Raw genomic sequence first — 13,452 nt, forward strand, 5'->3', positions numbered from 1 at the left:
CACCACTAATACAAAAAACTATATTTTATCTTTATCCCATTGTTTAAGGGCTTTTTTTCAAAATTAGAAACCGCGTATAGTGTTTTATGTCGCTGTCGTGAAAGCGGCCTGTTCTCCATATCCTTTCCAATTAAGATCCTCTTGCTGCTTACCACGCAATTGAGCCACTTCAGCAGGCGTTTTAAGTCCTTTCAAAGCCTTCACTGTAGCGTGAACTACATTGTTTGCGTTATTCGAACCTAAAGATTTGGTTAAAATGTCTCGAACACCGGCCAATTCCAAAATAGCCCGGACTGGTCCACCTGCAATGACTCCCGTCCCAGGCGCCGCGGGTTTTAGAAGCACTTTTCCCGCCCCGAAAATCCCTACTACCTCATGAGGAATAGTAGTACCAATGACAGGAACTTTAATCATATTTTTTTTGGCATCTTCAATCCCCTTGCGAATGGCCTCGGGAACCTCCCCAGCCTTGCCCAATCCTGCGCCTACATGACCATCGCTGTCACCAACAACAACAAGGGCTGAGAAGCTAAAACGACGGCCTCCTTTGACAACCTTGGCAACACGGTTGACATAAACCACTTTCTCACTTAACTCCAGTTTATTGGCATCAATTCTTGACACCCATCCCCCTCCTTAATATTCAAATTTTAAAATTCCAAACCGCTTTCTCTTGCGGCTTCAGCTAGTGCCTTTATACGGCCATGATACAAATAACCGGCCCTGTCAAAGACTACTTTTTTTACTCCTGCCTGGATTGCTTTTTGAGCCACTAATTTTCCAACCGCGGCAGCGCCTGATGTATTCCCGCCGCTTTTTAAGTCATTCCTTAACTCAGGCGAAATAGATGAAACAGAAATCATCGTCATCCCCTGGTCATCATCAATTATGTTGGCATATATATGATTCAGGCTGCGGAAAACATTAAGCCTCGGCCGGGAAGTGACGCCCTTTATTTTCCTGCGTACCCGCCATCTGCGTTCGCAGCGCAATTTCTCACGGCTGGTTTTTTTAATCAATCTGCTTACCTCCTAATTCTTTGTTCAGGCGCTTACTTCTTTCCCTTGCCGCCAGCTTTACCGGCTTTTCTTCTAATTTTTTCTCCTTCGTATTTTATCCCTTTTGCTTTGTATGGTTCTGGTTCGCGAACGGCGCGAATCCTTGCCGCCAGGTTGCCGACCCTCTCTTTATCCATCCCTTTAACAATAACCCTGGCCGGCGCAGGAACATCTATTTCCAGCCCTTCCTCAGGAACTATTTCAACGGGGTGAGAATATCCCATCAATAGAACAAGTTTATTTCCCTGTTTGCTGGCCCGGTAACCGACACCAGTGAGCTCCAGGGTCTTTTCGAATCCGTTCGTTACACCTATGACCATATTATTTATCAAAGTGCGGGTTAGCCCATGTAAGGAACTATGCAGTTTTGAATCCGAAGGTCTTTCTACTAGAAGACGATCGCTTTCTTTGCGAATCACCATATCAGGATGAATATCCCTGACCAGCTGACCTTTTGGACCCTTCACGGAAACCCTGTTTTCAACGACCTGCACATCTACGGCTCCAGGCAACATTACAGGCTGTTTACCTATACGCGACATTTATATAATTTCACCTCCTTCAAGGCTACCAGACGTAGCAGATAACCTCCCCTCCTAAACCCAGCTTGCGCGCCTTTTTATCTGTCATAATACCCCGGGAAGTAGAGATAATTGCTATCCCCAACCCTCCCAACACACGTGGAATTGCATCTTTCCTTGCATAGACTCTTAATCCGGGTTTGCTAATCCTCTTAATTCCTGCAATTACCCTTTGCTTTTCAGGTCCGTATTTCATAAATACCCTTATAACACCCTGTTTTCCATCATTAATAAATTCGAAATCCCTAATTAGGCCTTCTTCTTTTAAAATACCGGCAATAGCCTGTTTCACTCTCGAAGCAGGAGCTTCAACTTTATCATGATATACTACATTAGCATTCTTAATCCGGATTAAAAAATCCGCCACGGGATCCGTCATCACCATGAAAACCTGCCCCCTTTCTACCAGCTTGCCTTACGCACACCAGGAATTTCTCCTCTGTAAGACAACATTCTAAAACAAATTCTACAAATACCGAACCTGCGTATATAAGCACGGGGCCTACCACATAACATGCATCTATTGTATTTGCGCACCTTGAACTTTGGTTCTAGCATGGCTTTATTAACTAAAGACTTTTTTGCCATCATTCCCCTCCTTATAATTGGGATTTATCACATGTTCGCTTTCCAAGCTTTTTACTTTTCTCAAGCAGAAGCAATGTCCATTTTTTGCCGGCCTGTAACTGTTTTAAAAGGCATCCCCATCAAGCCCAGGAAAACCCTTGCTTCTTCATCGCTTTTAGCTGTCGTAACAAAAATTATATCCATTCCTCTGATTTTTTCAATTTTGTCATATTCAATTTCTGGAAAGATTAGCTGTTCTTTAATGCCCAGGCTGTAATTTCCTCGCCCGTCAAACGAATCAGGGGAAACACCCCGGAAGTCTCTTACTCTGGGAAGCGCTATGCTAAATAACTTATCTACAAATTCATACATACGGTCCCCGCGCAAGGTCACCTTACAGCCTATCCTCATTCCTTGACGCAGTTTGAAAGCAGCAATTGATTTTTTAGCTTTTGTTACTACAGGCCGTTGCCCTGTAATAATCGCCAGGTCGCTTACTGCCGAATCCAAAGCTTTGCTATTTTGGATTGCGTCACTAACTCCCATATTGATCACTACTTTTTCTAACCTGGGCGCCTGCATTATGTTCGAATAACCGAACCTTTCAATCATTGCCTTTGTTACTTCGCCGCTATATTTATCCTTCAATCTTGGCATTTAGATTATCCCCCTTGTTCCATTTCCCAAAGCCGGTTAACTGAAAGACTCTCCGCATTTTTTGCAGACACGAACTTTTTTCCCATCTTCCAGTATGGTCCGGGCGGGTCGTGTCGGTTTGTTGCATTTATTACAAACCAGCATAACATTTGAACAATGTATCGGGGCTTCCTTTTCCATAATTCCCCCTTGCGGCATGGACCGGGTAGGGCGCGAGTGGCGTTTGACTTTATTTACGCCTTCAACTATCACCCTGCTCTTCTTGGGTTCCACAGACAGCACTTTTCCCCGTTTGCCGGCATCTTTCCCTGTAATAATTAAAACATTATCTCCCTTACGCACATGAACTGGGGGCATTTTCACACCTCCTTTTTGTACTTCTCAAAAAACTTTCTTTCTTTGAATTAAAATAATCTCTTATTAATCTTACTTTGTGTAACTTTAGATGACTTCAGGGGCCAGAGATACGATTTTCATAAAATCACGCTCTCTCAGTTCCCTGGCTACTGGACCAAAAATCCTTGTCCCTTTTGGACTTTTATCATCTTTGATAATCACGGCGGCATTTTCATCAAACTTTATATATGAGCCGTCTATACGCCTGACTTCCTTCTTTGTGCGCACAACAACAGCCTTTACAACATCACCTTTTTTTACCACACCACCAGGAGTGGCTTCTTTTACAGAAGCTACAATTTCGTCACCCAAACTGGCATAACGCCTTTTCGAGCCACCAAGAACCCTTATACACATTAGACGTCGTGCGCCAGTATTATCTGCCGCTTTCAGGATAGTCTGGACTTGAATCAACTACGATCCCTCCCTGATACTACACTTGCTCAGCTCTCTCCAACACTTCAACAACACGCCATCTTTTATCCTTGGATAAAGGACGGGTTTCCATTATACGGACTTTATCTCCAATCCGGCAAGTATTCTGCTCATCGTGCGCTTTAAACTTTCTTGTCTGCCGGATAGTTCGCTGATATAGGGGATGCCTTACCAAAGTCTCTACGGCAACCACAATGGTCTTATCCATCTTATTGCTTACAACGCGCCCTATTCTGATTTTGCTTAAATTTCTAACCAACCACCCTCACCCCCCTCGGATATGCTTTTTTTAAAAGGTTCGAATACCCAGTTCCCGTTCGCGAAGAACAGTTTTCAAGTGGGCAATGTTTCTGCGTACTTCTTTTATCCTACTGGGATTATCAAGCTGGTTGGTGACCAGTTGAAATCTTAATTTAAACAGCTCGTCTTTGGTTTCTCCCAGCTTTTTAACCAATTCCTCATCGGTTAAATCCTGTAAATCCTTAATTTTCATTAACCTCACTTCCCTCCTCGCGCTTCACAAACCTAGTTTTAACGGGCAGTTTATGAGATGCCAGGCGCAAAGCCTCTTTTGCAGTCTCTTCATCTACTCCATCAACTTCAAAAAGCATTCTGCCAGGTTTAACAACCGCCACCCAGTACTCCGGTGTCCCCTTACCGCTGCCCATCCTTGTTTCAGCAGGTTTAGTCGTAATCGGACGATCGGGGAAAATCCTGATCCACACTTTGCCGCCACGTTTCATATAACGGGTTAGCGCAATACGTGCAGCCTCGATCTGCCTGTTTGTTATCCAGAATGCTTCCAGTGACTGCAACCCGTAACTGCCAAACTGCACTTCGGCTCCTCTCATGGCCTTGCCTTTAGTACCAGGACGGTGCTGTTTACGATATTTGACCCTTTTGGGCATTAACATCAGATATTAACCCCCTGAGCAGTGGCAGGCTTGTTTTTATGTGGCATTACCTCACCTTTGTAGATCCACACTTTAATACCAATTCTGCCATATGTAGTTTTAGCTTCACAAAAACCATAGTCTATATCAGCCCTTAATGTATGCAAAGGCACTTTCCCTTCACTGTACCACTCAGACCTTGCAATTTCCGCTCCGGCCAAACGTCCGCTGCAGGCCACCTTAATACCTTTAGCGCCCTGTTTCATAGCTCTTAGGACGACTTGCTTCATAGCCCGCCTAAAGGCCGCCCTTTTTTCTATCTGGGCGGCGACATTCTCCGCTACCAACTGGGCATCTATTTCCGGCACTTTTATTTCAACAATGTTAACATGCACCTGTTTTCCTGTTTTTGTCTCCAATTCTTTACGTAAGACTTCAACTTCCGCCCCGCCGCGTCCTATCACTATACCGGGCCTTGAAGCGTAAATACTTATTCTGATGCGGTTTGCCGCCCGTTCAATTAGCACACGCGAAACACCGGCAGTATATAGTTTCTCTTTAATAAATTTTCTTACCTTGACATCTTCGTAAAGTATACTGGCAAAAACCTTTTTGTTAGCATACCATTTACCGTCCCAATCCCTGATAATCCCTAAACGCAAACCCTCGGGATGTACTTTCTGACCCACAAAAAATCCTCCTTAAATAGAGTTCTTCTCCTTCACAACTACTGTTATATGACTGGTACGTTTACGGATGACGTTAGCGCGTCCATAAGCCCTGGGCCGGAAACGTTTAAGGGTTGGTCCCTGATCCACATAGGCTGCAAAGACAAACAAATCATCTTCATTCATCTCATAATTGTGCCCGGCATTTGCGGCGGCAGAACGAACAACCTTTGCCACCGGTACAGATGCGCGATTGGGAGTAAATTTCAGTATGGCCAGAGCCTCGTTAACATTCTTTCCTCTTATAAGGTTGATAACATCGCGGACTCTCACCGGAGAAATCCGTATATATTTAGCAACTGCTTTGGCTTCCATATAAAGTCTCCCCTAAAAGTTATTTGAGTGCTGTAGATCGCTCTGTGTGAGCTCCATGGCCTCTGAAAAGACGGGTAGAAGCAAATTCTCCTAATTTATGTCCTACCATATCTTCGGTAACATATACAGGTACATGCCTGCGGCCGTCATGAACAGCAATTGTATGACCGATCATCTGCGGAAATATTGTTGACCTTCTCGACCAGGTTTTGATTACTCTTTTTTCCCCTTTTACATTCATGCCCTCTACCTTGCCGAGCAGTTTAACATCGCAGTATGGCCCCTTTTTTAATGAACGTCCCATAATCCTGCACCCCCTTTTACAGCTTTAGACACCTGAATAATTATTTCGTTCTCCTTTTGACGATCAACCGGTCACTGGGCTTTTTCTTGCGCGTCCGCGCTCCTAATGCAGGTTTTCCCCAGGGAGTAACAGGGTTGCGACCGATGGGCGATCTGCCTTCACCGCCACCGTGGGGATGATCTACGGGATTCATAACTACTCCACGTACAGTAGGCCTCGTTCCCAACCAGCGCGATCGACCGGCTTTACCAATAACAATATTCTCATGCTCAATGTTACCAACCTGACCAATTGTAGCCCTGCAATCCCGCAAAACAAGACGCATTTCACCTGAAGGCAGACGAAGGTGAACATATCTTCCTTCCTTGGCCATCAACTGCGCTGATCCCCCTGCTGAACGGACCAACTGCCCGCCGCCGCCCGGATGCAGTTCAATATTATGAATAAGTGTGCCGAGCGGTATATCCTTTAAAGGCAGGGTATTTCCAACCTTTATATCTGCGTCAGGTCCGGAATAAACAGTCATACCTACTTCAATGCCAAGAGGCGCCACGATATACCTTTTTTCCCCGTCTTTGTATTTCAGCAATGCAATTCTGGCTGCGCGGTTAGGATCGTATTCAATAGTGGCAACCCTGGCCGGTATCCCATCCTTATTTCTCTTAAAGTCAATAATCCTGTACATCTTCTTGTGGCCGCCGCCGCGATGCCGCACAGTTATTTTTCCAAAAACGTTTCGGCCGGAAATTCTCTTAAGGGGCTTTAATAGAGATTTTTCAGGTTTATCAGTGGTTATTTCTGAAAAAGCGGAAACGGTAACAAACCTTTGCCCCGGTGACGTCGGTCTAAATTTTTTAACTGCCACTTATGTTCTACCCCTTTTGATCAACTAAAGATCTCAATTTTATCCCCTTCTTTAAGGGTTACAATAGCTTTCTTGCGATCAGGCCTATGACCTGGAATATTTCGTACTCTAACCGGTTTTCCCTTAACATTAATAGTATTAACCTTAAGCACTTTTACTTTAAAGAGTTCTTCAACCGCTTTTTTTATTTCAATTTTGTTTGCCGCCGTGTCAACAGCAAAAGTATACTTGCTCTGCTCGGCCAGGGAGTAACTCTTTTCTGTAACTAAAGGCCACTTAATAATATCACGCGCGTTCTTCATTCAAGAGCGCCTCCTCAATCCCGGCAAGGGCATCTTTAGTAACAACCAGTGTTTCATAAACCAGAAGATCATATATGTTCAAACCTTCTATGGTTACCGTTTTAATATCAGAAATATTACGGGCAGACTTATATACGTTTTCATCCTTTGAAACAGTAACCAGAAGGACCCCACCCGATATTTTAAGATTATCCAGAATATTAATTATGTCCTTTGTCCGGGGTTTTTCTAATTTTAGTTCTTCAATTACGATCATTTTATCTTCCATAACCTTTGAAGAAAGTACGGATTTCAAAGCTAACCGGCGCACTTTCCTGGGAAGGGTGTAGCTATAGTCACGAGGGTGCGGGCCAAAAACTATACCCCCACCACGCCAAATAGGTGAACGTATACTACCGTGTCTCGCTCTTCCGGTGCCTTTCTGCCGCCAGGGCTTCCGCCCCCCTCCATTAACCTCACCGCGTGTTTTTGTATCACTTGTGCCGCTTCTGCCGCCTGCCAGATACTTGATTACGGCATCATACACAGCTGTACTATTAACAGGAGCGCCAAACACCTGGTTACTTAGATTAAGTTTTCCCAGTAAATTGCCGTTAACATTGTACATTGAAACTTCGGGCATTAAATTACCCCTCCCTATGATCGAGCCGGGACGCTGTTTTTGACCATTACCAGACTGCCCCTGAACCCGGGTACGGCCCCTTTGACAGCCAATAAGTTGCGTTCTGCGTCAACTCGTACTATTTCGAGGTTTTGTGCTGTAACTCTGTCCGTGCCGTAATGACCAGGGAGCCTTCTGCCTTTAAATACGCGTGCCGGCCCCTTGGCGGCAAGTGATCCCGGCCTACGGTGGTACTTTGATCCGTGGGCCATCGGGCCGCGGTGGAAACCGTGCCTTTTGATACCGCCTGCAAAGCCGTGTCCTTTAGAGATGCCTACAACATTGACTAATTCCCCAACTTTAAAAAGATCGGCTTTAATTTCTTCACCAATCTGGTAAAGACCACTGTCCGGTACACGGAATTCTCTAAGTACATTTAAAGGTTTTAAACCCGCCTTCTCAAAGTGCCCTTTTAAGGGTTTATTAAACCTATACTCTTTTTTTTCTTCGAAACCAAGCTGTATGGCGCTGTAACCATCATGCTCGGGTGTCTTTCTTTGAACAACAACACAGGGACCCGCTTTAATAAGAGTAACCGGAATAGTTACACCTTCACCGGTGAAAACCTGTGTCATTCCAACCTTTCTGCCCAAGATTCCTCCAGGCATGAGAAACAAGCCTCCCTACTATAATTCGTCTGCCTTTGCTGCCTTAAAGCTTTATCTCAATATCCACACCGGCCGGCAGGTCCAAGCGCATCAGCGCGTCTACCGTCTTGGGAGTAGGATCAAGAATATCGACCAAACGCTTGTGGGTTCGCATTTCAAATTGCTCCCTTGAGTCCTTATCTTTGTGGGGAGAACGCAATATGGTGTAAATATTCTTCTCTGTCGGCAAAGGAATGGGGCCGGCTACGCTGGCGCCTGTCCTCTTTGCTGTTTCCACAATTTTTTGAGCCGACTGATCTAAAGTATTGTGATCATATGCCTTAAGACGGATCCTTATTTTTTGGTTATTCATCTCTTCCTCCTTCTTCGGAGAAGAAACCAGCTTACACAGTACCGGAATAAACTATTCAATAATAGAGGTTACTACCCCGGCGCCAACTGTACGGCCGCCTTCCCGAATTGCAAAATGCGAATTTTCCTCGATAGCAACAGGTGTAATCAGTTTAATCGCCAGGTGAATATGGTCGCCGGGCATAACCATCTCAACTTCTTCCGGCAGAGTGACTACTCCCGTAACATCCGTTGTGCGGAAGTAAAACTGCGGCCGGTAACCGTTGAAAAATGGCGTATGGCGCCCGCCTTCCTCCTTGGTCAGAACATAAACTTCGGCGTTAAAATGAGTATGAGGCTTAATGCTTCCCGGTTTTGCCAATACCTGTCCCCGCTCGACATCTTTACGTTCTACACCGCGCAGCAGGCATCCTATGTTATCTCCCGCCTCACCACGATCCAAGATCTTGCGGAACATTTCCACACCGGTTACGACTGTTTTGCGGGGTTTGTCCATTAAGCCTACAATTTCTACCTCTTCGCCGACTTTAATAGCTCCCCGGTCCACACGTCCAGTTGCTACAGTGCCACGGCCGGTAATTGTAAATACATCCTCAACAGGCATCAAGAAAGGTTTATCAATATCCCGTTCAGGGGTAGGAACGTATTTATCAACTGCTGCCAACAGTTCCCAGATTGATTTGCACCATTCACAATCAGGCTTGCCGCAGCCACATTCCCCTGCCTTTAAGGCGGAACCAATTATTATAGGTGTTTCATCGCCGGGGAATTCATAGCTTGACAGCAATTCCCTCACTTCAAGTTCAACGAGTTCGAGAAGTTCGGGATCGTCTACCATGTCGGATTTGTTCATGTAAACAACAATATACGGTACGTTAACCTGTCTGGCTAAAATAATATGCTCACGTGTCTGGGGCATTGGGCCGTCTGCCGCTGAAACAACAAGAATTGCGCCATCCATCTGTGCAGCGCCAGTGATCATGTTTTTGATGTAGTCAGCGTGACCGGGGCAGTCAACATGGGCATAATGCCTGTTATCAGTCTCGTATTCCACGTGGGCTGTATTAATTGTCAATCCCCGTTCCTTTTCTTCCGGCGCGTTGTCTATATCTTCATATTTCTTTACCGTCGCCCTTCCAACTGTTGCAAGTACCGTTGTAATAGCGGAAGTCAAAGTCGTTTTGCCATGATCGACGTGACCAATCGTTCCAATGTTTACATGAGGCTTTGTTCGCTGGAATTTTGCTTTTGCCATAAAATACTCCTCCTTAAAAATATTAAAGATTACATGCGTACGCCATTTCTTGCTTGATGAAAAAACTCTGCCCCGCCTTTTTTTAATGGACAAACTTGTTTAATATAAATTTTTTATACTGCCGCCGCGCCGGGCAACAATTTCTTCCGCCAGTTGCAATGGCGCCTCACCATAATGGCTGAACTGCATTGTATATGTCCCCCGCCCTTGAGTACGTGAACGAAGGGCGGTTGCATACCCAAACATTTCAGCCAATGGAACGCTTCCCCGGACTATTCTTGCTGTACCCCTGGATTCCACCTCTTCTATCTGACCCCGACGGGCGTTTAGATCTCCTATTACGTCACCGACATACTCTTCCAAGACCACCACCTCGATTTTTATAACAGGTTCTAAAAGTATAGGTTTGGCTTTTTGAACTGCGCTTTTAAAACCTATTGATGCTGCAATTTTAAAGGCAACATCAGAAGAATCGACCTCGTGGTAACTCCCGTCAAGCAGGGTTGCCTTAAGATCCGTTAATGGAAAACTGGCTAAAACTCCGTTCTCCAAAGCTTCTTTAATTCCTGACTCTACAGCAGGTATGTATTCCTTGGGAATTACGCCTCCTACAATCTTGTTAACAAATTCAAAGCCCGCCCCGCGTTCTGATGGTTCTACTTCCAGAATTACATGTCCGTATTGTCCCCGTCCCCCAGTTTGGCGGATGTACTTTCCTTCAGCTTTGCCGATTGCTAAAACCGTTTCTTTGTATGCAACCTGCGGACGGCCAACGTTTGCTTCCACTTTAAATTCACGCAACAGCCGGTCAATGATAATTTCCAGATGCAATTCACCCATACCCGAGATAATAATCTGGCCTGTCTCGCCATTTGTGTGGATTTTAAATGTGGGATCTTCTTCTGCCAACTTAACCAGAGCTGCGCCCATCTTGTCCTGATCAGCAACCGTCCTGGGTTCAATGGCTACTGAGATAACCGGTTCGGGAAACTCCATTGATTCAAGCAAGATAGGACTCTGCTCATAGCAAAGAGTATCACCTGTAGTTGTTTTCCTTAAACCAATAACTGCAACAATGTCGCCGGCATAAATTTCGTTGACATCTTCTCTGTGATTGGCATGCATACGCAGAATCCGGCCAATTCTTTCCCGCTGGTCCTTTGTAGAATTATAGACATAAGAACCATTAGTTAGTTTTCCTGAATAAACCCTTATAAATGTAAGCTTGCCAACATATGGATCTGTCATAATCTTGAAAGCCAGAGCAGAAAAGGGTTCATCATCACTTGACATCCGTTTCTCTTCCTGCCCGGTTCCGGGAACAATTCCTTTAATGGGAGGCAAATTAATAGGAGCGGGGAGAAAATCCACAATAGCATCTAAAAGTTGCTGTACACCTTTGTTCTTAAAGGAAGAACCGCAAAGAACAGGAACCATTTTAACTGAAATAGTAGCTTTACGTATGCTTTCTTTAATATCTTCCTCGTCTAATTCATCACCTTCAAGATACTTGAGCATTAATTCCTCATCTTGTTCGGCGATAATCTCAATTAATTTTTCACGGTATTCCGCAGCCAGATCAGCCAGATCGGCCGGAATATCCGCTTCTTCTATCCTCGTTCCAAGATCATCAACAAATCTCAATGTCTTATTTCTAATCAGGTCAACCACACCAACAAAATTCTCTTCGCTTCCGATAGGCAGTTGAATAGCAATAGGATTTGCTCCTAAACGTTCCTTAATCATGGCAAGCGATTGAAAAAAATCAGCGCCAATACGGTCCATCTTGTTAATGTATGCTATCCGCGGGACGCCATATTTGTCCGCCTGCCTCCAGACGGTTTCTGATTGCGGCTCGACACCACCTACAGAACAGAAAATAGCTACCGAACCATCTAATATCCTCAGTGACCGTTCTACCTCGACCGTAAAGTCAACGTGTCCTGGCGTGTCGATAATGTTGATACAAAATCCCTTCCATTGACAGGTAGTGGCGGCTGAAGTAATTGTAATACCCCTTTCCTGCTCCTGAACCATCCAGTCCATCGTGGAAGAACCGTCATGAACCTCTCCCATTCTATGTAACCTGCCGGAATAAAAAAGCATACGTTCGGTAGTGGTGGTCTTACCGGCGTCAATATGGGCCATGATGCCAATGTTGCGCGTCTTTTCTAATGGAAATTGCCGTGCCACCATAGTACCTCCGTTTACCATCTATAATGGGCAAATGCCCTGTTCGCTTCTGCCATTTTGTGCGTATCTTCTCTCTTTTTTGCAGAAGCCCCGGTATTGTTTGCAGCATCCATTATTTCCTGGGCCAGTTTTTCCTCCATGCTTTTTCCGCTTCGATCCCGCGCAAACTTTGTGATCCAACGGATGGCTAAAGTTTGCCTGCGTTCGGGCCGAACCTCTATGGGAACCTGGTAGTTGGCGCCTCCTACACGGCGGGCCTTGACCTCCAGAATTGGCATTACATTCTTCATTGCGCTTTCAAAGACTGAAAGTGGGCTTTTCCCCGCCTTTTGCTGAATAATATCAAAAGCACCGTAACAAATACCTTCCGCTATGCTCTTTTTGCCTTTCAACATAATCTGGTTGATCAATTTTGCTACAGTTTTGCTGCTATAGACGGGATCTGGCGCCACGTCCTTCCTGGAAACATTACCCCTTCTAGGCATCCTTCCCCTCCTTTGCTTTGTATATATTTTGTAAATATATATTTTAAATTATTTTATTTTTTAGGCCGCTTGGTCCCATACTTTGAACGGCTGCGGTTACGATTTTGAACCCCCGCTGAATCAAGAGTCCCGCGCACAACATGGTATCTCACACCAGGAAGATCCTTTACGCGACCCCCCCGGACCAAAACCACAGAGTGCTCCTGAAGGTTATGCCCAATCCCCGGTATGTATGACGTTACCTCAATTCCATTTACCAACCTGACACGCGCTACTTTCCGCAACGCTGAATTGGGCTTTTTAGGAGTTGTGGTATAAACCCTGGTGCAGACTCCTCTTTTTTGCGGGCATTCTTTTAAAGCAGGAGCAGAGGACTTTTCAAGAACTTCCTCTCTCCCCCTGCGTATAAGCTGACTGATTGTCGGCACATCATGCCCCTCCTCTTTTTTGCGCTTATGAGTCTAAAATGGCTGCCACTGCGCATCCCACTTCTATGCCGCAGATCCTGCCAAGATTATACATTGTTTCAATTTCTACAACCGGTATACCCTGGCTTTGGCAGACCTGTAAAATGACCTGGGTAACTTGTTTCTCGGCGTCGAGGGCAATATATACAACTTTTACCTGTCCCCGTTTAATAGCTTTTAGTGTTTGCTTAGAACCTACTGTTTTTTTTTGAGCCTGTTGAAGATCTATTAAAGACATAAAAACCAAAAACCTCCATTGACACCTGATAAAAACACAGGAATCAAAAGACACTTGAATATGTTATCACCAGATGCACATGTTGTCAACAGC

General features: G+C 45.0%; 24 protein-coding genes. All 24 read right to left on the reverse strand.

The window, feature by feature from the left end:
- Positions 1 to 84: 84 nt before the first annotated feature.
- The 24 genes from DEH07_02865 to DEH07_02980 all read right to left on the reverse strand — a co-directional run bounded on the left by DEH07_02865 (position 85) and on the right by DEH07_02980 (position 13,359).
- Positions 85 to 624: a 30S ribosomal protein S5 gene (locus DEH07_02865; GenBank protein HBY03482.1), complete on the reverse strand. Its 540-nt coding sequence runs from the start codon at positions 622 to 624 to the stop codon at positions 85 to 87.
- 26 nt (positions 625 to 650) lie between these two features.
- Positions 651 to 1,019 carry a 50S ribosomal protein L18 gene (locus tag DEH07_02870; GenBank protein ID HBY03483.1) on the reverse strand — a complete coding sequence of 123 codons (369 nt, stop codon included), beginning with the start codon at positions 1,017 to 1,019 and terminating at the stop codon, positions 651 to 653.
- Between the two features lie 32 nt (positions 1,020 to 1,051).
- Positions 1,052 to 1,600 carry a 50S ribosomal protein L6 gene (locus DEH07_02875; protein HBY03484.1) on the reverse strand — a complete coding sequence of 183 codons (549 nt, stop codon included), beginning with the start codon at positions 1,598 to 1,600 and terminating at the stop codon, positions 1,052 to 1,054.
- Between the two features lie 25 nt (positions 1,601 to 1,625).
- Positions 1,626 to 2,024 carry a 30S ribosomal protein S8 gene (locus DEH07_02880; GenBank protein HBY03485.1) on the reverse strand — a complete coding sequence of 133 codons (399 nt, stop codon included), beginning with the start codon at positions 2,022 to 2,024 and terminating at the stop codon, positions 1,626 to 1,628.
- A 17-nt stretch (positions 2,025 to 2,041) separates the two neighbouring features.
- The gene (locus DEH07_02885) at positions 2,042 to 2,227 is read right to left on the reverse strand and encodes a type Z 30S ribosomal protein S14 (protein HBY03486.1); all 186 of its coding nucleotides are present in this window, start codon (positions 2,225 to 2,227) and stop codon (positions 2,042 to 2,044) included.
- A gap of 60 nt (positions 2,228 to 2,287) precedes the next feature.
- Positions 2,288 to 2,863: a 50S ribosomal protein L5 gene (locus DEH07_02890; GenBank protein HBY03487.1), complete on the reverse strand. Its 576-nt coding sequence runs from the start codon at positions 2,861 to 2,863 to the stop codon at positions 2,288 to 2,290.
- A 36-nt stretch (positions 2,864 to 2,899) separates the two neighbouring features.
- Positions 2,900 to 3,220, reverse strand: coding sequence for a 50S ribosomal protein L24 (locus tag DEH07_02895; GenBank protein HBY03488.1), 321 nt, complete (start codon positions 3,218 to 3,220; stop codon positions 2,900 to 2,902).
- 84 nt (positions 3,221 to 3,304) lie between these two features.
- Positions 3,305 to 3,673 carry a 50S ribosomal protein L14 gene (locus DEH07_02900; protein HBY03489.1) on the reverse strand — a complete coding sequence of 123 codons (369 nt, stop codon included), beginning with the start codon at positions 3,671 to 3,673 and terminating at the stop codon, positions 3,305 to 3,307.
- Positions 3,674 to 3,692: 19 nt separating this feature from the next.
- Positions 3,693 to 3,902: a 30S ribosomal protein S17 gene (locus tag DEH07_02905; protein HBY03490.1), complete on the reverse strand. Its 210-nt coding sequence runs from the start codon at positions 3,900 to 3,902 to the stop codon at positions 3,693 to 3,695.
- A gap of 81 nt (positions 3,903 to 3,983) precedes the next feature.
- Complete coding sequence (locus tag DEH07_02910; GenBank protein ID HBY03491.1) at positions 3,984 to 4,187, reverse strand: 50S ribosomal protein L29; 204 nt, start codon at positions 4,185 to 4,187, stop codon at positions 3,984 to 3,986.
- The gene (locus DEH07_02915; protein ID HBY03492.1) at positions 4,177 to 4,608 is read right to left on the reverse strand and encodes a 50S ribosomal protein L16; all 432 of its coding nucleotides are present in this window, start codon (positions 4,606 to 4,608) and stop codon (positions 4,177 to 4,179) included. The genes DEH07_02910 and DEH07_02915 overlap by 11 nt, the downstream gene beginning before the upstream one ends.
- Positions 4,608 to 5,276 carry a 30S ribosomal protein S3 gene (locus tag DEH07_02920; GenBank protein ID HBY03493.1) on the reverse strand — a complete coding sequence of 223 codons (669 nt, stop codon included), beginning with the start codon at positions 5,274 to 5,276 and terminating at the stop codon, positions 4,608 to 4,610. The genes DEH07_02915 and DEH07_02920 overlap by 1 nt, the downstream gene beginning before the upstream one ends.
- A 12-nt stretch (positions 5,277 to 5,288) precedes the next feature.
- A complete protein-coding gene (locus DEH07_02925; GenBank protein HBY03494.1) occupies positions 5,289 to 5,630 on the reverse strand; it encodes a 50S ribosomal protein L22 in 342 nt (113 codons plus the stop codon).
- Positions 5,631 to 5,649: 19 nt separating this feature from the next.
- Positions 5,650 to 5,934: a 30S ribosomal protein S19 gene (locus DEH07_02930; GenBank protein HBY03495.1), complete on the reverse strand. Its 285-nt coding sequence runs from the start codon at positions 5,932 to 5,934 to the stop codon at positions 5,650 to 5,652.
- A gap of 40 nt (positions 5,935 to 5,974) precedes the next feature.
- Positions 5,975 to 6,799, reverse strand: a complete 825-nt coding sequence (locus DEH07_02935) for a 50S ribosomal protein L2 (protein HBY03496.1) — start codon at positions 6,797 to 6,799, stop codon at positions 5,975 to 5,977.
- 20 nt (positions 6,800 to 6,819) lie between these two features.
- Positions 6,820 to 7,101, reverse strand: a complete 282-nt coding sequence (locus DEH07_02940; GenBank protein ID HBY03497.1) for a 50S ribosomal protein L23 — start codon at positions 7,099 to 7,101, stop codon at positions 6,820 to 6,822.
- On the reverse strand, positions 7,085 to 7,723 hold the full coding sequence (locus DEH07_02945; GenBank protein HBY03498.1) for a 50S ribosomal protein L4: 639 nt from the start codon (positions 7,721 to 7,723) through the stop codon (positions 7,085 to 7,087). The genes DEH07_02940 and DEH07_02945 overlap by 17 nt, the downstream gene beginning before the upstream one ends.
- A 14-nt stretch (positions 7,724 to 7,737) precedes the next feature.
- Entirely contained in the window at positions 7,738 to 8,370 is a 633-nt protein-coding gene (locus DEH07_02950; protein ID HBY03499.1) for a 50S ribosomal protein L3, read from the reverse strand.
- 43 nt (positions 8,371 to 8,413) lie between these two features.
- On the reverse strand, positions 8,414 to 8,722 hold the full coding sequence (locus DEH07_02955; GenBank protein HBY03500.1) for a 30S ribosomal protein S10: 309 nt from the start codon (positions 8,720 to 8,722) through the stop codon (positions 8,414 to 8,416).
- Positions 8,723 to 8,773: 51 nt separating this feature from the next.
- Positions 8,774 to 9,976 (reverse strand): elongation factor Tu, encoded by a 1,203-nt coding sequence (tuf, locus tag DEH07_02960; protein ID HBY03501.1) that lies wholly within the window; start codon positions 9,974 to 9,976, stop codon positions 8,774 to 8,776.
- A 99-nt stretch (positions 9,977 to 10,075) separates the two neighbouring features.
- Positions 10,076 to 12,169 (reverse strand): elongation factor G, encoded by a 2,094-nt coding sequence (gene fusA, locus DEH07_02965; protein ID HBY03502.1) that lies wholly within the window; start codon positions 12,167 to 12,169, stop codon positions 10,076 to 10,078.
- Between the two features lie 14 nt (positions 12,170 to 12,183).
- The gene (locus tag DEH07_02970) at positions 12,184 to 12,654 is read right to left on the reverse strand and encodes a 30S ribosomal protein S7 (GenBank protein HBY03503.1); all 471 of its coding nucleotides are present in this window, start codon (positions 12,652 to 12,654) and stop codon (positions 12,184 to 12,186) included.
- Between the two features lie 53 nt (positions 12,655 to 12,707).
- Positions 12,708 to 13,082 (reverse strand): 30S ribosomal protein S12, encoded by a 375-nt coding sequence (locus DEH07_02975; protein ID HBY03504.1) that lies wholly within the window; start codon positions 13,080 to 13,082, stop codon positions 12,708 to 12,710.
- A gap of 25 nt (positions 13,083 to 13,107) precedes the next feature.
- Positions 13,108 to 13,359, reverse strand: a complete 252-nt coding sequence (locus DEH07_02980) for a 50S ribosomal protein L7Ae-like protein (protein ID HBY03505.1) — start codon at positions 13,357 to 13,359, stop codon at positions 13,108 to 13,110.
- Positions 13,360 to 13,452: the final 93 nt, after the last annotated feature.

Source organism: Desulfotomaculum sp. (assembly GCA_003513005.1).
Lineage (GTDB): Bacteria > Bacillota > Desulfotomaculia > Desulfotomaculales > Nap2-2B > 46-80.